Below are 22,314 nucleotides of genomic sequence, written 5' to 3' on the forward strand. Positions count from 1 at the left end.
TTAACAATGAAAAATATTCAAAGGATATATCTGCTGCTCATCGCGCTGTTGAGCGTCTTGTGGCTGCTCGCCGATACGGTGCTGAGCGACCCTTATAATTTCTTCGCCTTACGTACTTCTGTCATGAATTACACCGGCATTATCGGCATCGGTGTGATGAGTATAGGCATGCTGCTGGCGATACGACCGGCGATTGCGGAAAACCTGCTGGGTGGCCTGGATAAATCGTATCGCCTGCATAAATGGCTGGGCATCACGGCGCTGGTGATTGCCGTTATCCACTGGCTGTGGGCAAAGGGGCCGAAGTGGATGGTCGGCTGGGGCTGGCTGACGCGGCCAGCGCGCAAACCCGCGGCCGAGCAAACCGTGCCCTTGTTTCAGTTTTTTCAAAGCCAGCGTCACTTTGCTGAAGAGATCGGCGAATGGGCGTTTTACGCGATGGTGCTGTTAATAGCTCTGGCACTGATCAAACGTTTCCCGTATCGCTATTTCTTTAAAACGCATCGCTTGCTGGCGATTGCATATCTGGTGCTGGTATTCCATTCCACGGTACTGATGAAGTACACCTACTGGGATCACCTGATCGCGCCGCTGATGGCAGTCCTGATGGCGGGTGGCACCATCGCAGCATTGATGTCGCTGTTCCGTAAAGTTGGTGCACAACGACAGGCAGTCGGTGCGATCGAAGAGATTCAGTATCACACCGATAATCGCGTTCTGAAAGTGGTGATCAATCTGAAAGACCGCTGGAGTGGTCACGCCGCCGGTCAGTTTGCGTTCCTGACGTTTAACACGAGCGAAGGCCCGCATCCGTTCACAATTTCTTCGGCCTGGAATGATGATGGCAGGCTGACATTTCTGATTAAAGGCATAGGCGATTACACCGCAAGCTTACCAGCAACATTGAAAACCGGTGATCTGGTCAAAGTCGAAGGCCCGTATGGACGCTTCGCCTTTGACGATAATAAATCGCGCCAGATCTGGGTTGCCGGTGGCATCGGCATCACCCCGTTCATCGCCCGTATGCAGTCACTGGCAGAGCAGGCCGACGCGCGTGAGATCGATTTGTTTTACAGCACGGCGGCACCGGATGAAGGCTTCATTGCCAAGGTGCAGGCCAGTGCCGACAAAGCTGGCGTGCATTTACATGTCTTACGTTCGGATGCCGATGGCAGACTGAACGCGGATAGGCTTTGCGCAACGGTACCGGCATGGTCATCCGCCAGCGTCTGGTTCTGCGGACCGAAAAATTTCGGCAAAGCGCTGCGCCAGGATATGCTGGCAAAAGGCCTGCCTGGTAATGACTTCCATCAGGAATTATTTGATATGCGCTGATCCCACAAAGGTATAAAAAAGGCTGAACATGTTCAGCCTTTTTTTACGCTTAATGTAGCCTTAATGTAGCCTTAATGCATACCGTAAAGACTAGTTTGCCGCCGGTCTGGTTTTGTGAAACACCATAGGGCTATATGGCACAGACGATGGCGGCGGCGATTGCAGGATGTGTTTTTTCATTGCGCCTATGATATGCATTTCGCAGGGCTTGCAATCAAATTTGAGCGTGTATTTTTCATCGCCCGTCACCAGCGTCATCGGTTCGGCTTTAACCTGACCTTGCACGCCCTTCACGCCTTTCGCCTGTTTCGGGCACAGATTAAATGAAAAACGCAGGCAATGTTTGGTGATCATCAGCGACACCTCGCCCGCTTCTTCATGCGCTTCATACGCGGCGGCGATCAGTTGTACCCCATGCTTTTTATAGAATGCCGTCGCCTTGCTGTTATACACATTCGCCAGATAACTGAGCGTCGTTTCCGGATAAGTGACTGGCGGCTCGACTGCCGGTGTGCGCGGCTGGCGTGGCCATGCCGCGACCCGCGCCGCCTCATGCGCAGCAACCGCATCACGGCGCAAGGCATTGATTGCCGAGGAAGGAACAAACCACGGCTGGCGCAAACGCAGATCAACGTTCGCCGCTTCAAACATGGTGTTGCCCAATTTGGCGAGGCTGTCGCGCAGCGATGCTGCGGCTTTGTCAGCCTGCTGCGCCGGTTCCAGCGCCAGCGCTGTGTGCACTGATGAAGTGACTCCATCTTCATCATGCGTGGTCAGCGTCAGGCCATCGCCTTCATCGCTGAGCGTCAGCCAGACCGGTACGCGGCGCTCTGCCGATTTTTTGGTCAGCGCCTGTTCCCAGCGCTGATCACGGTTGCGATTGATCAGCATGCCGACTTTCAGGCCGATCAGCTCGCTGACTTTTTCATTCGGAGAAATGCGCCAGACGTCGCCATTCTCATTCTTGCCCATGTGCTCGACGGTATTGGCTTGTATGCCCATGACTTCGCGTTTGTGCATGTAGTTCAGGCCATCGCCGTTCGCCATAGGTTCATTCGCTTCGATCTCAAACCAGGTCGTGCCTATCTTCGTCACGTAACCGAGATGCAGGCCGACGTATTTCGGCGAATCAAACGCACCGATATTATCGAGGCGGCCGTTGGCAAAATAATCGGTGTGACCACGATGGAAATTTTTATCAACATCCGGGGTAAACGCGATCTGGCTATGGCCGCTGGATGCGCGGGTAAATTCCGGGCGGCGTTCTAAAATTTCATCGAGCAAGACACGATAATGCGCGGTGATATTTTTGACATAGCCCATGTCTTTGTAGCGGCCTTCAATCTTCAGCGATTGCACACCGGCATCCAGCAGCGCTTCCAGATTGCGGCTCTGGTCATTGTCTTTCATCGACAATAAATGTTTTTCATACGCCACCACCCTGCCCTCGCCATCGGTCAGGGTATACGGCAAACGACAGGCTTGCGAACAATCGCCACGATTGGCGCTGCGGCCATTGTCGGCATGCGAGATATAACACTGGCCGGAAAAAGCGACGCACAAAGCGCCGTGTACAAAATATTCCAGCGGTGTTTTCACTTCGGCTTTGATCGCCTTGATCTGTTCTATCGTCAGTTCACGCGCCAGCACCAATTGCGAGAAACCGACATCGCCCAGAAATTTTGCTTTCTCCACGCCACGGATATCGCACTGGGTACTCGCGTGCAACTGTATCGGTGGAATATCGAGTTCGAGTATGCCCATGTCCTGCACGATCAGCGCATCGACACCCGCTTCGTACAATTGATGGATTTGTTTGCGCGCCGGTTCAAGTTCGGATTCATGCAATATCGTATTCATGGTCACAAAAATACGTGCATGGTAGCGATGGGCAAATTGCACCAGCCCGGCGATATCACTGAGTTCATTACTTGCATTGTGGCGCGCACCAAACGACGGGCCGCCGATATACACCGCATCTGCGCCATGCAGGATCGCCTCGCGCCCGATATCAACATTCTTGGCGGGGGATAAAAGTTCAGTTTGATTAACGAGCAAGCTCATGGCGGTGACCGGTGACGAAGGAAGGGCGAAATTATAACGAAATCAAGGGCTTATGTCCTGAAGCAGCGTTTTTTACAGGAGCGAATAAGGAATTGGCATAGGTCAGAGCGAATCTGTCATAGCTTGCAGGCCGTCCGCAGACTGTTGCTGCCTGCTGCATTCCTCTACAATGCAGCATCGAAGAAAGAGGATCACCATGCTGAAACTGACGACGTGCTTGCTGGGAATATTATCTTCAACGCTGTATTCAACCAGCCTGCTGGCACAAACGGCGCTGCCGCTGAAAGTGGAAGACGCTTTCCGCAATTCTCCGGTTCCGTCTGCGGCGATGAGCGTGGTGGTGATACCGCTGAATTCGGCAGCTGCGACGCCGGTATTACAACAAAATGCCGATGCCAGTTTCAGTCCGGCATCGACGATGAAGCTGCTGACAACCCTGATTGCACTCGAAGAACTGGGGCCAACCTTTCGCTGGAAGACGCAATTTCTCACCGATAAGCCACTTAAAAAAGACACACTGAACGGCAATCTGTATTTGCGCGGTGGTGGCGATCCGAATCTGACCTGGGAAAAATTCAGCGTCATGCTGCGCGCTTTACGCACGCAAGGCATACGCAAAATCAATGGCGATCTGATTCTGGACCGCAGTTATTTTCAGCCTGAACGCCTCGACATCGGTGCGCCACCGTTTGATGAACATCCCGATGCGTATTACAACGTGATTCCTGATGCCCTGCTGATCCACAGCAATCTGACCTCATTCGCCATCGAATCAACCGCAGAAAGAATCGATACCCGTTTGCTGACGCCGCTCGATAAAATCAAATTTTCAAACCACCTGCATTTTAATGAGAAATCCTGCGCCGAATGGGAAAGCGAATGGAAAGCGCCGGCCATAGAATTTCAGCGTAAAGATCAGATCGAGATCATGCTCAGCGGCGGTTTTCCACGGCGCTGCAAAATCACCACGAACCTGAACATCATTGAACGCAATCAATACATTGCGCACATGTTCCGCACGCTGTGGCAGGAAATGGGCGGCAGCTGGCAAGGTCAGGTGCGCGACGGGCTGGTGCCGGCAAATGCGATCCTGTTGCATGAACGTGCATCGGAAACGCTCGCAGATACACTGCGTATCGTGAACAAGCAATCTGATAATGCGATGGCGAAGATTTTGTTTCTGACACTGGGCGCAGAATCGCCTGACAAAATCAACGGCAACACCTTGCAAAGCGCCGATGCCAGGGTCAGAAACTGGCTGGCGAAGCAAGGCATCAGTGATGCAGGACTGGTGCTCGAAAACGGCTCAGGCTTATCGCGCACAGAACGTATCAGCGCGAATCAGATGGCGGCGATTTTAGAAGTCGGTGCGCGCAGTTTATGGAGCCCGGAATTCAGCTCCAGCATGCCGGTCGCCGCGCTGGATGGCACCATGCGCAAACGCCTGAAAGGCAGCGCCGCTGAATTACGCGCCCGTATCAAAACCGGCACCCTGAAAAACACCACGGCGATTGCCGGTTATGTGCGCGACATTCACGATCAGGCGTGGATTGTTGTCGCCATGATTAACCACGATGAAGCGAGCAAAGCCAAGCCTGCATTGGATGAATTGCTGAACTGGGTTGCCGCTGGTCGGCCCTGAATACGCGCGCTGAACTGGTACTCTGTAAGAGTCGCCGCAACAAAAAAGGCAGTACCGGTTGAATTACGGTGCTGCCTTTTTTTAAGGTACGCAGAATTACTGTTTGTAATAGACGACCTGTGTGGTGGTTGCCAGTAATGCGCCGTCCGGCGTCCACAATTCAGCGATCTGATCGAAATAATTATTATAAAAACGATTCGCCCGCGCATATCCCAGTACAGGCTGCGTGCCGTGTGCAGTCAGCGTTGCGGCATCCGCATGAAAATATACGGTCAGTGAAACGGTTCCGGCTGGCACTGCCTGTTTGCGTTTGATGAAAATACGCGGAAAAAATGCATCGGCAATCGCAGTCAGTGAGCAAAAATCCATCACGCGTGGTGGCTCATCGCGTATCCATTGCTGAGTGACCGTGTCGCTGCTCGTTTCCTGCGATGCCGGAGTCAGCCCGAGATGGCCGCGCAGCGTGCGGATATGGTAACGATTCACCCATGCCAGCCCGGTTGGCGGAATTTCCATGCCTTCACCGGCATCGCTGATGTCGGGAAACTGCGCTTCGGTTGCTGACCAGGTTTCACGGCGCGTCGCAAACAAGGCGGTGGCAGTGGCGGCGATCTGGCCGTGTTGCACTAACTCCATGCTCCAGTGCTGGGTTGAACGGTTGGTGCGGATCAACTTAGGGATCAGATCAAACTCACCGTCGGCAACGGGTGCGGCGAAATTCACCGTCAGCGCCAGCGGCTCGCCCTGACATTCCGGATGATCGATTACGGCGCGCAGCAAGGTCGCCGCTGTGACTCCACCAAACGGGCCGACCATATTTGCGTATTTCGGTGAAGTCTGGCCGCGGTAATGATCGCCCTGTGGCCTCAGTTGTATTGCTTCGTCAAACGGGTGCATCGTGTTCGCTGTCGTCATAGTCTCTCGTTTTGATTATTGTTGAACGTTGTTGAATGTGATGATTTATTGTCGGTGCTGATGCTGATCAGAAGCCGCGCACAGGAAAGCTGGCATCGCGCTGTATCCAGTTTTGCGGTGAATAGCGCGTTGCGCCATCGGTCACATGCAGTGTGTAGGCATGGCGCGATACCGGCGAGCGGTTCGGCGCGCTGTAATGCGGCAGCAGCCCGTGAAAACAGACCAGACTGCCGGCTTTGACTTCAAGCGGCACGGCAGTGCTGTCATCCGGCCACGGTGTGGCATCGAGTTTTTCCACGCGCACCAGATCACCTTCGCGCACAAAGCGTTCGCGCATAGCCGTGCGGTGTCCACCCGGTTCTGCCCACAGACAACCGTTATCCAGCGTCGCATCTTCAAGCGCAAACCAAAACGTCGTAACGCTGACCGGGTCGGTTTCAAAATAGGTTGCGTCCTGATGCCAGCGCACCTCGCCACCGATGCCAGGCTGCTTGAAGATATACATCGACTGCCAGATTTGCGGTTGCTGCAAACCCAGTTGCTGCGCGACCTTTGCCAGCGCAGGACCACGCGAAAACGCGCTGAAAACAGGGTCGAGATCATGCATCGCATGGCCGATTTTATTAATCGACAGCGATTTATCCTGACGCAGATTGCCTTGCGCATCAAACGCTTCTTCTTCAAAAAAACAGCTGATGTTATTCGCTGAATTTAAGAAATAGTGATCGATATGTTGTTCCTGTTCTTTGGTCGTGAAGATGGAACGGGATTGCGCCGGGTCGAACGCATCGACAATCTGCGCCGCACGTTCGCGCAGCGCAGCGATCTCAGCTGCAGTTTTAAAATCCGGGACGATGACGTAGCCGTCTTGTGTAAATTGGGTGATTTGTTCCGTCGTTAACATCGTGATTTCCTGTCTGAATTTCTTGTCTGAATCCATTGCTCAGTCGCCTATCTTAATAGAATTTCTATTCCGCTGACGGCAACACTTCTTTATCGCCACGCGTATGTGTTGTTGCAACGGCGACAAACATAGCGCGAAGATGATCATTTCACCATAGAAACATTAGGTGCTGACCGAAAAATGTTAGCATCGTCAACAATGAATAAAGAAGACGAATAAAGAACGCGTAAAACTACTCCGATCCGAACCAGCCCGGTCAACAACGAGACTCTCATGATTGCTTTCATCAAGCGCCGTATCAACATTGTCATCGATGCTGTCTGCGATAAGTATTTCCTGACCTGGTTTATTCCGTTGATGGTTATTGCCCTGTTCGTGGCAGGTCTGCTGTTTGAATTAGTCAGCTACGACAGAATTTTTAAGCTGGCGCATTTGTATTCAGCGCATTGTCGCGAGCTCAGCGACAAAGAAGCGTTTGCAATGCTGATGACGATCTTTATCGCTGCCGTCAGTTGCCTGACGACCATCGGCGAGTTAATGATCTTCGCCGATAAACGCCGCCGCGGTCTGCCGATAGAACATATCAGCCTGATTATCAGCGCATCGGCTGCTGTGATTTCGCTGGTGCTGATACTGGTGCTGTCGCAACAATGGTGCCGCTGAGATTAACCCCATCCTGTGCCTCACGCCCCAGCCAGTCTGCCACAATGCCCGATCTGAATTGCCGCCATACCAGCCGCTACCGCTGAACGGTATTCCGGCAGCATCTCAGGGGCATTTAGATACTCCCCGGGGTATGTAAAAACACCCTTTATTTTATTAAGACATTTCACTGGTTTTTCAAAAAACAGGGGGGAGTATGCATATACAGCGGATAAACGCTGGTTTGTGCAGGGCGAATGCAGTAGCATCACAGCTCTTTTCGTTTTCGCCGTTATCGACGCATGATCTCGCTTCAAGCCTCATCCTTTTTTTTCAAAAGCAATCATCAGGACATCGTGCGCGCTTTGCTGGCAGGCGTGCTCATCGCTGTACTGAGCGCCTGCAGCTCGCCGCCCGTCAGCGTTAAAACCCCACCAGCACCGTCAGCCATCATTGCCAACGCACCACCGCCTTCACTGCCCCTGAGTCGCGAAACGCCACCGACACCGCGTGAATTCCGCGCTACCTGGGTTTCCACCGTCGCCAACATCGACTGGCCCAGCCGCCGCGACCTGAGCAGCGACAAACAAAAAGCCGAGATCATCACGATTCTCGACAATGCAGTGCAGATGAAGCTCAACGCCATCGTGCTGCAAGTGCGCCCGGCCGCTGATGCGATTTACCCATCTGCGATAGAACCGTGGTCAGAATTTCTGACCGGGGAACAAGGCCGCCCGCCGTCGCCGTATTACGATCCGCTGCAATTCTGGATAGAACAGGCGCATGAACGCGGGCTGGAACTGCATGCCTGGTTCAATCCTTACCGCGCCCGCACCGCGCAAGCAAAAACCGTCGCCGCAAAAAACCATATCAGCAAAACCGCGCCTGACGCCGTGAAACAGTATGGCGATCAGCTATGGATGGACCCGGCTGAACCCGTCGCCATGCAGCAAACGCTGAATGTGATCAGCGATGTCGTGCGGCGCTACGATGTCGATGGCGTTCATATTGATGATTATTTTTATCCGTATCCGATCAAAGCCGCAAACGGCAGCGAAGTCGAATTCCCGGATGACAAAGCGTGGATCAGATATTTGCAGAGCGGCGGCAATCTGATGCGCGCTGACTGGCGGCGCGCCAACGTCAACCATTTGGTCGAGGCGATTTACACCACCGTGCATCAGGAAAAAAGCTGGGTGAAATTCGGCATCAGCCCTTTCGGCATCGGTCGCCCTGACCGCTTGCCAGCCGGCATCGCCGGTTTCAGCCAGTACGACAAACTGTACGCCGACGTGGAACTCTGGATGGCAAAAGGCTGGTTTGATTATCTGGCGCCGCAATTGTATTGGCCTATCAATCAGACGCCACAGGCATTCAAGGTGTTGCATGACTACTGGATTGCACAGAACGTACAACGGCGTCAGATCTGGCCTGGCTTATATACCAGTCGCATTGATCACAGCGAGAAATCCTGGCCTGCCGAAGAAATTCTGAATCAGGTTGATGCTGTGCGTGAGCGCGGCGGTAACGGCCATATCCATTTCAGCGTCATCAGTCTGAACCAGAACCGCAAAGACATACGCAAGCGCCTGATGGCTGAAAAATACACCTCACAGGCGCTGATCCCAGCAATGCCGTGGCTCAACAGCAGCAATATCACCGCGCCGCAGTTGCAATTATCCGATGACAGAAAAACGCTGCAAGTCGCGCTCGCCGATGTCGCCAACACGAAGTTGCTGGCGATCTGGAAACGCACCGATCAGCAATGGCTGTTCTCAATCCAGCCTGCGACAAAACTGAGCATCGATACCAGCGCCGATCCCCAGGCTGGTGCAATCCGCCAAATTACCGTGATGGCGATCAGTCGCTCAGGACAGGAAAGCCAGCAAGCAAGCGTGCAGTTCCCCTGATACAGCAGAAAAAATACAGCGCGGAATGTGGTTTTTTTGAGCCTCAGACTGCTGTTTTTTTACGCACATAAAAAATTAATTTTCAGCATCAAGCCCCCTCATTCAGCCTGCGCCATGCAGGCTGAATGAGCGGTATTTTGATCTATATCTTTTAGTTATTACCCGCGTAGAATTTTTCATTTGTCACCGGCAAAGTGAAAACCCTAGTCTGAATCTCAACGCGTATATCGTTATAACGATTTTGCCTGACACCATGAAGCCAAATTGGTGCAAAAAGAAAAGAGCCTTGTTTCCGGATGTTGCAGCTAAAGGTATTTGTCATTCTGAACCCATGACGATTGCCCCACATCCTGACCGCACATTGAACAGAATTATTTGAGGAGAGACCCGTGAAATTGAAAACCATTGCCCATTGCATCGCCATTATTGGCGTGACTGGCGTTTCTGCGACATCTGCGGTGGCGCAGGAAAAACCTGCCGATGTCACGCAACGTATCGAAATTACCGGTAGCAGCATCAAGCGTATCGCCGCAGAAGGTGCGTTACCCGTCGAAATCATCACCCGCAAACAGCTGGAAGCCTCAGGCATCGTAACGGCCGAGCAGTTGATCTCAACACTCAATATCAATGGCAATGGTTCCGATAATCTGGCAAGTAACGCCGACGTCACCTCTGGTGCGCAGCGCGGCAATAACGGTGCCACGTCCGCCAACTTGCGTGGTCAGGGTTCCGACAGCACGCTGGTCTTGCTGAATGGCCGCCGTATTGCCACACACGGTATGAAAGGCTCCGCAGTCGATCTGAATTCGATTCCTATGGCGGCGGTTGAGCGTGTTGAAATTCTGAAAGACGGCGCATCCTCGACTTACGGTACCGATGCGATCGGCGGTGTGATTAACTTCATCCTGCGCAAAAATTACAACGGCATCGAAGCACAGGCATTCACTGATCTGACACAACAAGGCGGTGCCGACATCCATCGTGTATCGATGGTCGGCGGTTTCGGTAATCTCGATACCGATGGCTACAACGTGTTGATCACCGGCACCCACAGCGAGAATCAGGCATTGCGCGGCGATCAGCGTTCGTTTGTGAATACCTTCCAGCCAAATCGCGGTTTGTCAGTTGATACACGCGGCACCCCGTTTGCGACCGTGTTTGCCACGTCGCTGGCAAACACCATCATGAGTAACAAGAGCAATACCGGCCCTATCCTGCCTGGCACAAACCAATCGATGAACGCGGTCAACGTGCTGAATCTGCCGGGCGGTGCTGGTTGTAACTCCATCGACGGTATGGCTGCTTATGATTACAAAATCTGGGACGTTGCCTCATCCAAATATGCGTGTGCCTGGGATACCGGTCGCGCCGCTGTCTTGCAACAACCGGTGACCAACGATAATTTCGTTTCGCGTGCGACATTCAAAGTCGGTGAACATCAGGTGTTCGCTGAACTGGTCGGTTCCCGCGTCGATGTGTCGAAAAGCTTCTCTCCGAATCAGGTGTCGCCCGGCAGCAATTTCCCGGTCTCGTCTTTCTATCCTAAGACCGGCGCTGCGTATGACATGGTATTCAATTCCATCGCCGCCGTTTTGCCTAGCATTAAATCCAACTACGGCGCGCCTATCGCTTATCGCTGGCGTTGTATGGAATGCGGCAACCGTGAAATCAGCACTCGCACCGATGCCGCGCGCCTGCAAATCGGCGCCGATGGTCAGATCGGTAACTGGGATTACCGCGTCGGCCTGTCACGTGCTTACAGCGAATCACAATCCACACTGGGCAATGGCTATAACTACACGGTCGCGCTGGCGAATGCACTCGGCACCGGCATCATTAATCCTTTCCTGTTGCCAGGCCAGAAGCAATCACAGGCAGCGCTGGATCTAATCGCCAGCACCTCAGCCAAAGGCGTTGTGCTATACGGCGGTAAAACCACATTGACGCAAGCCGATGCGGCAATCTCTGGTGAAATTTTCAAACTCCCTGCCGGTGCGGTCATGGCTGCGGTTGGTACTGATCTGCGTAAAGAAGAATATACGTTTAACGGCGATGCACGCGCCGCCAATACCCGCCCTGCGATTCTGAATGCACCGTTTGATGATGCAAATGCCTTGCCTAAAGTCAGCCGTGATATCCGCGCGATCTACGCCGAGTTCCTGGTGCCGGTGTTTAAAAACATGGAAGTCACGCTCGCTGGTCGTCAGGATCACTACACCGGTTTCGGCAATACCTTCAACCCTAAAGTCGCTTTCCGTTACACACCGGTCGAACAGGTATTGTTCCGTGGTTCGTATAACACCGGCTTCCGCGCACCTTCATTCAACCAGTTATTTAACGGCATTACCGAATCACCGTATGCAGGTAAAGATCTGGTCGATCCAGCGACGTGCCCTGGCCTGAAAGCAGACAGCGCTAAATCCGGCTGCGGCATCATCACACCAAATACCCTGACCGGCGGCAAAGCTAATCTGGGGCCGGAAACAGCGAAACAAGCGACTGTCGGCGTGGTCTGGGCACCAAGTAAAAATTTCAGCGCGAATATGGATTTGTGGGAAATCCGCAAGGAAAACACCATTACCTCGCTGGATTTAACCACCATGCTGCAAAACTACAATCTGTTCAGCGCACAGTTTATCCGTGACGCGAGCGGCGCGATTGTGCAGATCGACCAGCGCTGGGTGAATGCAGGTTCAAGTATCACCCGTGGTCTGGAAGTCGGTGCCAATGCGAATGGCAGCATCTGGAATGGCAAATGGACGGCGGCGATTGACGGCTCTTATCTGCTGGAGAAAAAATCCCGCCCAACCGCGAATGCACCTTATGGCGAAAGCGAAGTCGGCCGTTTCACTTACACAGGTGATTTGGGTCTGCGTTGGAAGCACACTGCTTATGTGACCTACACAGAAGGCAACTGGACAACCATGTTCTCGCAAATTTTCCGCTCCGGCTACAAAGATCAGGTCTTGCCTGGCGTGCTCAATGGTCTGGTTTCCCCATCGGATTACAATCCTGATGTGAAAAGCTATTCCACCTTTAATCTGAGCGCGACTTACAGCGGCATCAAAAACATGACACTGACCGCAGGGATCAAAAACATCCTGAACACCGACCCACCATTTGCCATCACTTACGACAGCAACTCTGGCGCCGGCAGCTCATGGGAACCACGCGTCGCCGACCCACGCGGCCGCTCATTCACCTTGCTGGCGAATTACAAGTTCAAGTAATTCCGCTTGTAATGACAAAAAATCCCCGGCAGCGATGTCGGGGATTTTTTTATTCAGCGTAAGAAATACATCGCTTTGCGACCAACGCTCTGACAAGCACAGCACTTATCGACTGAAGATGGCAATATTCGGGCATAAGAAGCCATGTTCAGAAGAACACGTGATTTTATTTTTTAATAAAACATCTGATTTTTCCTGAAAATACGGCATATTAATAAATTACTAAAATAACATCAGAACTTGGTTGTATTATGAAATTCAATTTTATTCGTCCATCATCACAATCTCGCATTACGAGAGGATGCTCTCCATCGCTAAGTTCTATTCAAATCTTATTCGGCCTTGCTCTGATCGTATTTATATTCAGCACATCTTCCGCATTTGCGATGACCGCTCAGCCAACATTAGAACTTCCAAAATGTTCCGCCGATAAGGTATTTGAAAGAAGAATCTGCCAGCTTTCCAATTCAGAAGCAGCGACAGAGGAAATTTCTGATGGTGCCAAAGCACGAATTGAAGGCAACAATCTGACTCTCTCTTTTAAAGGCCAGGCCTCATCAGTCAGGGTTAATCTGGAGCCAGGTGTAGAGGTTCCAATGGTTGCAAAGGATCTTTGGCAAATCCGCTTGCATGTACCTGAGCTTGCACAAGCTGTCGCGAAAGTAAGATTCGAAATTCGAAATGCGATCGGCGAAACAAAAAAAATCCCCGTCGATATTCGCGGTGCGGACGCACCAAAAGCCGACTACTCCTCAAATTTAATTCCGGGCTCACAGTTCAAAGAATTTCCTATTGAGAGCAAGTTTCTTAATGCCGTGAGAGTAGTCAGAGTATGGCTTCCCCCGTCCTATAATCCAAAACATTCTTACCCAGTCGTGTATATCGGGGATGGATCAGCTCAATTCGGTAATTTGTTAGGAAGAGAAATCAGTACAGATCAGATAGCTCCTTTTATTACGGTTGGAATCGACAATTGTGGTGGTGCCAAGTCCGGTAAGCCTTGGTGCCGCTATGAGGAGTATGTACCCGCGCCAGAAAAACAACGTGGAAACAAACAATCTTTTGAGAACCACGAAAGGTTTTTTCTTGAAGAGGTCATACCATTCATTGAGAAAGAATTTAGCTGTGAAAAATCTAGTGCGATGAGGGCAATCAGCGGATTTTCGAGCGGTGCCGATTGGGCGATAGCAATGGCCGTACGACACCCAGACTTGTTTTCTCAAGTTATCGTGATGTCTCCTCCCATGTCTGGACATTTGGCGTATCAATATCCGATTGGGCCAAAGTTTTTTTTGAGCGCTGGATATTTTGAACCTCCGATTCAGGAGTCGGCAGTGGATGTGTACAAGGCGATTATCAAAGAAGGAGGGAAAGCGGAGATATGGACTTTCCCATATGGACACGGTAATGAAGTCAATTTCCAGACGTTCAAACAAGCAGTTGCGCTTTGGTTAAAAAAATAAAACCAGAATTACTTTTTCTGATGCAACGAGTAATCTCGGTTTACTGACAAAAAAAATCCCCGGTAGCGATGTCGGGGATTTTTTATTCAGCGTCAGAAATACATCACTTTGCATCCAGCAGCTTTGTCAGTTTCTCGATGCCGACCGGCTCTTCTGCTTGCAAAGGAATGATCGCCCAGCGCTGGCTGTGTTGATCTGCGATCAGGCGGATTTGTTGCAATTCATTTTTTGCCCTTTGCTGCAGCAAGCGCGATTGTGGTTGCGCCATCGCCAGGCTGTTGTTGATGACCCATGCCCACGGCTCAATGCCGGCGCGGCGTAAGTCATTTTGCAGGCCAGCGGCTTCCAGCACTGGCGTGGTTTCTGCCAGTGTCACGATCACGATTTTCGTTTGTTGCGGGTCCTGCAATTGCATCATCGGTGTTGTGTAATGAACGCCGGTATGCGCCATCTGCCGTTCGATTTCACGATGATAGGCCCCGGTGGTATCGAGCAGCAATAAGGTGTGGCCGGTCGGTGCGGTATCCATCACCACAAATTTTTTCCCGGCTTCGCGGATGACGCGTGAGAATGCCTGAAACACGGCGATCTCTTCGGTGCATGGCGAGCGTAAATCTTCTTCCAGCAAGGCTTTTCCCTGTGCATCAAGGTGCTTGCCTTTGCTCGCCATGACTTCCTGACGATAGCGCGCTGTTTCGGCAACAGGATCAATCCGGCTGACGCTCAGATTCGGCAAGCTGCCTTCCAGTGTTTCAAGCAGATGTGCCGCCGGGTCAGAGGTCGTCAGATGAACGGGAGAGCCGCGTTGCGCGAGGGCGATGGCGATCGCCGCAGCAACTGTGGTTTTACCGACGCCGCCTTTGCCCATGGTCATGATCAGGCCATGCCCGCTGCCTGCCAGACCATCGACCAGCGTCGCCAGCGATGGCGCATCCGTCAGGGCAGGCAATGTTTGTGTTGCGGATGGATCAGCGGCATTAGCACCATCGACCGCGGTAGAGACCGTCAGCAAATGGCGCAAGGAATCAAGACCGACCAGATTGAATGCCCGTAACGGAATATGATCCGTCGGCAAGCCGCGTAATACTTCGGGCATGGCTGTCAATGCCGCCTGCTCGCGTTTCCAGACGGCTCGCGCCAGCGCATCGTGTAGTGTTTCTGCTTCCGGCAACACGCCATTGATGATCAGATATTGTTGATGAAAACCGATGGCAGCCAGCTCGTCATGTGTGCGGGCGGCTTCTTTCAGGCTGGAATGCTGGGCACGTGCCACCAGCACCATGCGGGTACGTGCGGGGTCGGCTAAGGTCTGCACGACTTCATGATATTTTTCACGCTGCTTGCCCAGACCTGCCAGCGGCCCGAGACAAGAGGCATCGCCTTTGCCCTCTTCCAGAAAGCCGGACCATGCACCGGGCAGTTGTAACATGCGTATCGTGTGCCCGGTTGGCGCGGTATCAAAAATGATGTGATCGTAATCGTGCAGCATCTGCGGATTGGTCAGCAGCCCGGTGAACTCATCAAATGCGGCAATTTCTGTGGTGCATGCACCGGATAATTGTTCCTCCATCGCTTTGATCACCACCTCGGGCAAGGTGCCGCGCGCAGGTGTGACGATGCGGTCGCGGTACAGTTGTGCTGCCGCTTGCGGATCAATTTCCAGTGCAAACAAATTGGCAACCGACTCCACCGCTTTGATGCTGTTACCGATGCGGATGCCGAATACCTGACCGACATTCGATGCCGGATCGGTGCTGACCAGCAGCACGCGTCGCCCCTGATCGGCAAGCCAGACTGCGGTGGCGCAAGCGACCGAGGTTTTGCCGACGCCGCCTTTACCGGTGAAGAATAAAAATTTCGGCGTATTGTCCAGAAAAAGCATATTCATTCCTTTTATAAAAACGGTGTAAGGCTATCACCCGGCAACGACTCAGTTAAGCACGAATCAGGCTTTGGCGATGATCTTGTTGGCGGCGTTCAATGCATCCTGTTTGCGTTCACTGTAACGGCTGGTCAGATAATCGCTGCGACCTCGCAACAACAGCGTGAATTTAAATAATTCTTCCATCACATCCACCAGCCGGTCGTAATACGGTGATGGTTTCATGCGTCCGGCCTCATCAAATTCTTCATAGGCTTTCGGTACTGATGACTGATTCGGTATCGTGAACATGCGCATCCAGCGTCCCAACAGACGCAGGGTGTTGACGGTATTAAACGACTGCGAGCCGCCACACACCTGCATCACTGCCAGTGTACGCCCCTGGCTGGGGCGTATCGCACCTTGTTCGAGAGGAATCCAGTCGATCTGATTTTTCAGCACCGCCGTGATCGCGCCATGACGTTCAGGGCTGCACCAGACCTGCCCTTCCGACCACAAACAACTCTCGCGCAATTCCACGACCTTGGGATGCGTTTCCGGCACACTGCCAACCAGAGGCAAATCATGCGGATTAAAAATTCTGACTTCCGCGCCCATGTGTTGCAGCAGGCGCGCCGCTTCCTCGACCAGCAAGCGACTGAATGAGCGTTCACGCAGCGAGCCATACATCAGCAGTATCCGCGGCGGATGCTCAAAACCCGCCACCGGTGCGAGTTTCGCGGCATCAGGAATATCCATGTGTGCCATCTTTACGTTCGGCAGATCGGGGGCTGAGTTATGGATGATTTCTCCTGCCACATTAGTCATGCTTTACTCCTTTTCGTTGATAGCGCCGGTTTCAGCTTAAACGTAATGCCAGCGCGGCCAACGTCAGCAACAGCACCGGCAAGGTCAGAACGATACCCAGCCTGAAATAATAGCCCCAGGAAATCGTAATATTTTTGTTTGCCAGCACGTGTAGCCACAACAATGTGGCGAGGCTGCCGATAGGCGTGATTTTTGGCCCAAGATCGCAGCCGATCACATTCGCATAAATCATGGCTTCGCGCACCGCGTTGTTTGCCACGGCGGCATCAATCGACAAAGCGCCGATCAGCACGGTCGGCATATTGTTCATGATGGAAGACAGAAATGCGCTGAGTAATCCTGTGCCCAGCGCCGCGCCCCAGACACCATGTTCGGCAAAACGATTGAGCACGCCGCTGAGTTGATTCGTCAATCCGGCATTGCGCAAGCCGTACACCACCAGATACATGCCCAGCGAAAAAATCACGATCTGCCACGGCGCATTTCTGACGACCTCACGGGTGTTGATCACACCGGCACGCGTAGCGACGCCCAGCAACACCGCCGCTCCCGCTGCCGCGACGACACTGACGGGAACACCGATGCCATCCAGCCAGAAAAAGCCGAGCAACAGCCAACCCAGCACCCACCAGCCCGCATTGAATGTGGCGCGATCACGGATCGCCAGCGCAGGTTGGCGCAGTTGTTGCACCTCATAATCGGCGGGCAAATCGCGCCGGAAAAACAGCAGCAACACCGCTATCGTCGCCGCGACCGACACCAGATTCACCGGCAGCATCACCGATGAATAGGCAGCAAAGCCCAGCTTGAAATAATCAGCCGAGACTATGTTCACCAGATTCGATACCACCAGCGGCAGGCTCCCGGTGTCGGCGATGAAGCCCGCCGCCATCACAAAGGCCAGCGTGGCTTTCGGTGAAAACCGTAGTTCCAGCAACATCGCAATCACGATCGGCGTCAGGATCAGCGCCGCGCCATCATTCGCAAACAAAGCGGCGACCACGGCACCCAGCAACAACAGCAACACAAATAATTTGCGGCCGCTGCCACTGCCCCAGCGCGCCACATGCAATGCCGCCCATTCAAAGAAGCCCGCTTTATCCAGCAACAGGCTGATGATGATGACCGCGATAAATGTGGCCGTTGCATTCCAGACGATATGCCAAACCAGCGGAATATCCGATAACTGAATCACACCGGCCAGCAAGGCCAGCAACGCGCCTCCAGCCGCGCTCCAGCCTATGCCCAGACCGCGCGGCTGCCAGATGACAAAGGTCAGCGTCAGCAAAAAAATCAGGATAGCAATCAGCACGACATGCGCCCCATTTCAGAAATGAATTTGATATACAGCGAGATCATCGGATGGACGCATCAGTTGAGCTGCTCTCTGATCGCTTTGAGTTCCTGATGAATGGTATTTTTTTCCAGGATGTGCGCAGGCAGCGAGACGAAGCTATTGACGCAAGACATAATTTCGCGGAACACCTTATGAAATGCCGCCCGTTTTGCTTCATCGCTGCCAGTGACTGCGGCCGGATCTTCAAAACCCCAATGCGTCGTCACCGGATGACCGGGCCAGACCGGGCAGACTTCACCTGCGGCGTTATCGCAAACAGTAATGATGAAATCCATCACTGGCGCATCTGCCGCTGCGAACTCTTCCCAGCTTTTGCTGCGTAAAGCAGTCAGCGGATACGCGGTCGTCTGAATCTGCTCTATCGCCAGCGGATTGACCGTACCAGCGGGAAAACTACCGGCAGAAAAACCTTTAAAACGCCCCTGCCCCATGGTCGTGATCAGGGCTTCCGCCATGACGCTGCGCGCAGAGTTGCCGGTGCAAAGGAACAGTACGTTGTAAGTTTTTTCAGTCATTTTTCTCTCGATTCATTTCAGGGTAAGGGATTAGAAGAGTAAGGAATTACAACGAAACTATGCGGTTTGCATCAGCCTATGCTGCGCGTTAAATTTCAGCTTTATCAGTAACTTTATCGGCAGCTTTATTCGCTGGCAGATTGCTCGCCTGCAGCGCGGGCAGACAGGCCTGACCGTTGCAGCAACTGTCACTCAGAAATGCCAGCAAATCATTCATGGTGCTGAAATTGGCGGCGTAAATAATAAAACGCCCATCCTGACGCGCCGAAATCAGATCGGCATTACTGAGTTCTTTGAGATGAAATGACAATGACGAAGCCGGAATCGCAAGCTCTTCCGCGATTTTGCTGGCTGCCAACCCTTCGGGGCCGACCCGCACCAGCAGACGAAACACCGCCAGCCGCGATTCTTGCGCCAGCGCCGCTAATGCGCTGATTGCTTGTTTATTTTCCATGGGCGGACTCCGGTTCAGGCTTACTTCTATATTTCGACAATTATCGAATTATAGAAATGAAAGCGGAATTTTGGCAACAGAAATTTGTGATTCCTCATGTCCTGCGTGTGCAAAACCGACAGCTCAGTCAACATTGGTACGTATCGGCCAACGTAGCCAATATCCGCCTTGAAAAAAACCGTGAAAACAGCTCTCAAATAAGCACTTTTCGGGGAGTATCCGGCGAATTTGCCTTTATGTCCTTATAAATAAAGGGCTTTAAAAAATACTCCCCCCAGTATATTTATGTGTCCAGAGGCATGAAAATCGACTATTTCAGCCTCTTTAGCACCCAACTTCCAACCAGATTCATATTCCGCATCTGTGCTTATTTTTGCGGCAGCAAATCCGCTTCGGTTTCAGCGACAAAGACTTCCGCGCCTATACCCACCTTGTCGAACAATTCAACGATATCGGCAGAGCGCATGCGTATGCAACCGTAACTGGCGGGGTTGCCGAGCAGGTTTTCTTGCGGCGTGCCGTGGATGTAGATGTAGCGCTGATACGCATGCTGATTGCGCTCTTCGGTGCCGCGCAACCATAGTATGCGGGTCACCACCGGGTCGCGCCCCGGCGCGTCTATCGCAACAATTTCACCAGTCGGCACGCGATCTTTGAACGCGGTGCCGACCGGCATACCGGCACCGAATTTTTCAGCGATTTCCATTTTGCCGCCGGGTGTCATGTAGCTATCGGGTAAATCGCCAATGCCCCGCTTCGCGGTTGAAATGGTATAAGTGGCGATCACTTTGCCGTTATCGAATAAGCGCATTTTCTGTTCCGGCACAGAAACGACGATGCGGTGTTGCGTGTCTTTGGGTACGAATGCGGGAGTCAGCACAGACTGGCAGCCAGATAAGAATAAGGTCAGCAGCAAAAAAAAGAGGGCGAAAAGTCGATTTTTCATGTGGCAGAGATTTCAGATGTGGTGTCAGGGCTCGCTGCAACGAGGCCAGATTGTGGCGCAGGGAACAGATAGCATCAATGGCAGAATAAGCACAGCCAGCGATGATGGCAAATACTTGTTCACCAGCGACACATTACCTGCGGTTATGACTGCGCGATCAGCTTTCATTTGTGAGTGGCGCGACTCCTCTGTAAGTTCAATAGCATCGCGGAGAAATGATCATGTTGAACACCGAAACACCGAATGTCTTACATACCGAGCTCGATACCTATGCGACGGCAGAGCTGGCCGCCGCATTGATCGATGATCAGTTCATCGCAGTGCAAGCGGTGCGGGCAGCAGCGCCACAAATTGCGGCAGCAATTGATGCGGCACTGCCACGGATCAAAGCGGGCGGGCGTCTGGTGTATGTTGGTGCCGGCACATCGGGTCGGCTGGGTGTGCTTGATGGCGTCGAATTATTACCGACCTTTTCGTGGCCGAATGAACGGGCAATTTCGCTGATTGCCGGTGGCAAACAGGCGATGTTCGTCGCCGTCGAAGGCGCAGAGGATGATACCGAACAAGGCGCGATCGACATTCGTGAGCTGCATCTGAATAAAGATGATGTTGTGTTATTGCTTGCTGCCTCCGGCGCCACACCGTATGTGCTGGGCGCGTTGCAAGCGGCGCGTGCCAGCGGCGCGTTAACGGTGGGCTTCGCGAATAATCCCGATGCACCGGTAACCCGATGTGCAGACATCGGTATCACCCTCAACACCGGCAGTGAGATCATTTCGGGCAGCACACGCCTGAAAGCGGGTACCTCGCAAAAAATTGCGCTGAATACGTTTTCCAGCGCACTGATGGTGAAACTGCACAAGGTCTACGGCAATCTGATGGTGGATGTGAAACCGACCAATATCAAACTGCTGCGGCGTACCGTCAGCCTGACCATGCATGCGACCGGCAAGGATGAACAGACTTGCCGCAAAGTGCTGGAAGAATGCGACTTCCATGTGAAAACAGCGATCGTGGCACTGCAAAACAACATCAGCGTCGTTACTGCTGAAAAACTGCTGACCTTATATCAGGGCGATGTACGAAAAGCCCTGGAAGCTGTCGAATAAACTCCTTCTGCGGTTACAATCGCAGGGTACAAACGAGTAACGGTAACAGGTAACACTCATGCGATTGCGTCACATAGAAGTTTTTCATGCGATTATGCAGGCCGGCACGATCAGCGGTGCCGCACAATTACTCAGCATTTCCCAGCCAGCCGCGACTAAAGTCTTGCAACATTGCGAATTGCAGCTTGGTCTGAAATTGTTCGAGCGCATCAAAGGAAAACTGCATCCGACACCGGAAGCACACAAGCTGTTTTCTGAAGTCGATAAACTGAACCGCGACCTGCAATCGGTACGCCGCCTCGCGAATAATCTGAAAAATCATCCGGATGAAGCGGTCAGACTGGCATCAACCCCCACCTTATCGATCACGGTAGTGCCAGCAGCGCTGGCCGCCTGGCGCAAAAAATTTCCGCAAGTGCACTGCACTTTATCGACCCATCACACCAGCGATATGGTGAATGCCTTGTTGCTCGGCGACGTCGATTTTGCTTTATCTTTATATGACCCTTGCCATCCGAATCTGGCATCCGAGCCGCTGGTGCGCGGCAGTATGACGGCGATCGCGCCGATAGGCAGCTGGACAAAAAAGCTCGACAACACGCCCTTGTCCGTCGCTGATTTGCCGAAAAATCTGATCGCATTGGATCTGGATGATCATTTGGTCAGCCGCGTCATGGATGCCTGCGAAGAACTCGGCATCAGCTTTACTTCTTACACCGAAGTCCAGACCTATGTACTGGCGCGCACGCTGGTTGAATTCGGCGCGGGTGCTGCAGTGATCGATCCATTTACGGCAGCCACAGCCAATCACGACAAAGTGCAGTGCCGCCCCTTGTTACCGAATGTGCCGGTGGACTTATATTTGCTGACAAAAAAATCGACACCGCTGTCACGCTCGGCACGTGCATTTGTCGAATGCGTACAGACAGCGGCTGCCGAATTTATTGCCAGAACCAGCAAGGAATAGTTCAGCAATAGTTCAGCATTAGGACTTAGGCAGAATTGTTCCAGCTAGGCTTGCAGCCGAAGGTAACCTCCTTTGTAAAGAAGGTTCGTTGCGTCGGCAGACAACATGTTGTCTGAAACCCCGACTACACCGTGTCGCTGAAGACAGTGCTTTAGCACGGCTAGGCGACAAC

The 22,314-nt window shown here is 52.7% G+C and carries 17 protein-coding genes; 8 read left to right on the plus strand and 9 right to left on the minus strand.

Annotation, left to right across the window (positions count from 1 at the left end; translation table 11 throughout):
* The first annotated feature begins 6 nt into the window (after positions 1–6).
* The gene (locus H8K29_RS06410) at positions 7–1,335 is read left to right on the plus strand and encodes a ferric reductase-like transmembrane domain-containing protein (RefSeq protein WP_186896901.1); all 1,329 of its coding nucleotides are present in this window, start codon (positions 7–9) and stop codon (positions 1,333–1,335) included.
* Positions 1,336–1,425: 90 nt separating this feature from the next.
* On the opposite strand, the gene H8K29_RS06415 is transcribed toward H8K29_RS06410, so the two are convergent.
* Positions 1,426–3,399 carry a U32 family peptidase gene (locus H8K29_RS06415; protein ID WP_186896902.1) on the minus strand — a complete coding sequence of 658 codons (1,974 nt, stop codon included), beginning with the start codon at positions 3,397–3,399 and terminating at the stop codon, positions 1,426–1,428.
* Between the two features lie 196 nt (positions 3,400–3,595).
* On the opposite strand from H8K29_RS06415, the gene dacB reads away from it, so the two are divergent.
* The gene (gene dacB / locus H8K29_RS06420; protein WP_186896903.1) at positions 3,596–5,041 is read left to right on the plus strand and encodes a D-alanyl-D-alanine carboxypeptidase/D-alanyl-D-alanine-endopeptidase; all 1,446 of its coding nucleotides are present in this window, start codon (positions 3,596–3,598) and stop codon (positions 5,039–5,041) included.
* Between the two features lie 96 nt (positions 5,042–5,137).
* On the opposite strand, the gene H8K29_RS06425 is transcribed toward dacB, so the two are convergent.
* Both H8K29_RS06425 and H8K29_RS06430 read right to left on the minus strand, forming a co-directional pair.
* Positions 5,138–5,956, minus strand: a complete 819-nt coding sequence (locus tag H8K29_RS06425) for an acyl-CoA thioesterase II (RefSeq protein WP_186896904.1) — start codon at positions 5,954–5,956, stop codon at positions 5,138–5,140.
* A gap of 67 nt (positions 5,957–6,023) precedes the next feature.
* Positions 6,024–6,860: a phytanoyl-CoA dioxygenase family protein gene (locus H8K29_RS06430; RefSeq protein WP_186896905.1), complete on the minus strand. Its 837-nt coding sequence runs from the start codon at positions 6,858–6,860 to the stop codon at positions 6,024–6,026.
* 273 nt (positions 6,861–7,133) lie between these two features.
* Between H8K29_RS06430 and H8K29_RS06435 the strand changes: the two genes are divergently transcribed.
* The 4 genes from H8K29_RS06435 (at position 7,134) to H8K29_RS06450 (ending at position 14,105) form a co-directional block, all read left to right on the plus strand.
* Complete coding sequence (locus tag H8K29_RS06435; protein WP_186883017.1) at positions 7,134–7,523, plus strand: hypothetical protein; 390 nt, start codon at positions 7,134–7,136, stop codon at positions 7,521–7,523.
* Positions 7,524–7,804: 281 nt separating this feature from the next.
* Positions 7,805–9,412, plus strand: a complete 1,608-nt coding sequence (locus H8K29_RS06440) for a glycoside hydrolase family 10 protein (RefSeq protein WP_186896906.1) — start codon at positions 7,805–7,807, stop codon at positions 9,410–9,412.
* Positions 9,413–9,801: 389 nt separating this feature from the next.
* Positions 9,802–12,642: a TonB-dependent receptor domain-containing protein gene (locus H8K29_RS06445; protein ID WP_186896907.1), complete on the plus strand. Its 2,841-nt coding sequence runs from the start codon at positions 9,802–9,804 to the stop codon at positions 12,640–12,642.
* A gap of 251 nt (positions 12,643–12,893) precedes the next feature.
* The gene (locus tag H8K29_RS06450) at positions 12,894–14,105 is read left to right on the plus strand and encodes an esterase family protein (protein ID WP_186896908.1); all 1,212 of its coding nucleotides are present in this window, start codon (positions 12,894–12,896) and stop codon (positions 14,103–14,105) included.
* A gap of 103 nt (positions 14,106–14,208) precedes the next feature.
* Here H8K29_RS06450 and arsA read toward each other — a convergent pair whose 3' ends face one another.
* The 6 genes from arsA to H8K29_RS06480 all read right to left on the minus strand — a co-directional run bounded on the left by arsA (position 14,209) and on the right by H8K29_RS06480 (position 20,066).
* A complete protein-coding gene (arsA, locus tag H8K29_RS06455) occupies positions 14,209–15,987 on the minus strand; it encodes an arsenical pump-driving ATPase (RefSeq protein WP_186896909.1) in 1,779 nt (592 codons plus the stop codon).
* Between the two features lie 63 nt (positions 15,988–16,050).
* Positions 16,051–16,794 (minus strand): arsenical resistance protein ArsH, encoded by a 744-nt coding sequence (arsH, locus tag H8K29_RS06460; RefSeq protein ID WP_255423276.1) that lies wholly within the window; start codon positions 16,792–16,794, stop codon positions 16,051–16,053.
* Positions 16,795–16,825: 31 nt separating this feature from the next.
* Positions 16,826–18,106 (minus strand): arsenic transporter, encoded by a 1,281-nt coding sequence (locus tag H8K29_RS06465; RefSeq protein WP_186896910.1) that lies wholly within the window; start codon positions 18,104–18,106, stop codon positions 16,826–16,828.
* A gap of 59 nt (positions 18,107–18,165) precedes the next feature.
* Positions 18,166–18,666, minus strand: coding sequence for an arsenate reductase ArsC (locus H8K29_RS06470; RefSeq protein WP_186896911.1), 501 nt, complete (start codon positions 18,664–18,666; stop codon positions 18,166–18,168).
* An 88-nt stretch (positions 18,667–18,754) separates the two neighbouring features.
* Positions 18,755–19,120 carry a helix-turn-helix transcriptional regulator gene (locus H8K29_RS06475; RefSeq protein WP_186896912.1) on the minus strand — a complete coding sequence of 122 codons (366 nt, stop codon included), beginning with the start codon at positions 19,118–19,120 and terminating at the stop codon, positions 18,755–18,757.
* Between the two features lie 367 nt (positions 19,121–19,487).
* Positions 19,488–20,066 (minus strand): L,D-transpeptidase, encoded by a 579-nt coding sequence (locus H8K29_RS06480; protein WP_186896913.1) that lies wholly within the window; start codon positions 20,064–20,066, stop codon positions 19,488–19,490.
* A gap of 221 nt (positions 20,067–20,287) precedes the next feature.
* Between H8K29_RS06480 and murQ the strand changes: the two genes are divergently transcribed.
* Positions 20,288–21,175 carry an N-acetylmuramic acid 6-phosphate etherase gene (gene murQ, locus H8K29_RS06485; RefSeq protein WP_186896914.1) on the plus strand — a complete coding sequence of 296 codons (888 nt, stop codon included), beginning with the start codon at positions 20,288–20,290 and terminating at the stop codon, positions 21,173–21,175.
* Positions 21,176–21,233: 58 nt separating this feature from the next.
* Positions 21,234–22,142 (plus strand): LysR family transcriptional regulator, encoded by a 909-nt coding sequence (locus tag H8K29_RS06490; protein WP_186883007.1) that lies wholly within the window; start codon positions 21,234–21,236, stop codon positions 22,140–22,142.
* The last annotated feature ends 172 nt before the right edge of the window (positions 22,143–22,314 follow it).

Source organism: Undibacterium sp. CY21W (assembly GCF_014284265.1).
Classification (GTDB): Bacteria; Pseudomonadota; Gammaproteobacteria; order Burkholderiales; family Burkholderiaceae_D; genus Undibacterium; species Undibacterium aquatile.